General features: G+C 56.9%; 1 protein-coding gene. It reads right to left on the bottom strand.

Annotated features, from left to right (window positions below; translation table 11 throughout):
• The coding region (locus J1G35_RS30650; protein WP_223016879.1) for a hypothetical protein at nt 1-543 on the bottom strand (543 nt) is incomplete at both ends.

Genomic DNA, 543 nt, shown 5'->3' with positions numbered 1-543 from the left:
CGTCGTTATGCAGAGTGACCGTCGGCTGGCCGGTGCCATTGGAGCTAAGCCCCTCAGGATCGGTGACCGTCAGATCAATCTTCGGCAGTTGGTTGCCAGCGTTAACGAAGTCCGCGCCCTTTTGCGTCAGTACAACGTTATTGCCGGACAGGCTGTAGTAGCCATCTACGTTGCTGTTGCCGGTGAAGGAAACAGTCAAACCTTCGCGTGGCGTTTCTTCATCAGTCGCAGTGAAACGGCCAGCGACAGTGCCCGCTGTAGCGGAGTTCTCATCAATAGTGACTGGCGCAACGCTGATCACCGGCACGTCGTTGTGCAGAGTGACCGTCGGCTGACCAGTGCCATTGGAGCTGAGCCCCTCAGGATCGGTAACCGTCAGGTCGATCTTCGGCAGTTGATGGCCAGCGTTAACGAAGTCCGCGCCCTTTTGCGTCAGTACAACGTTATTGCCGGACAGGCTGTAGTAACCGTCTACGTTGCTGTTGCCGGTGAAGGAAACCGTCAAACCTTCGCGCGGCGTTTCCTCATCAGTCGCAGTGAAGC

The organism is Pseudomonas sp. SH10-3B (genome assembly GCF_019891415.1).
GTDB lineage: Bacteria > Pseudomonadota > Gammaproteobacteria > Pseudomonadales > Pseudomonadaceae > Aquipseudomonas.
This window is presented reverse-complemented; position numbering and strand designations above follow the sequence as displayed.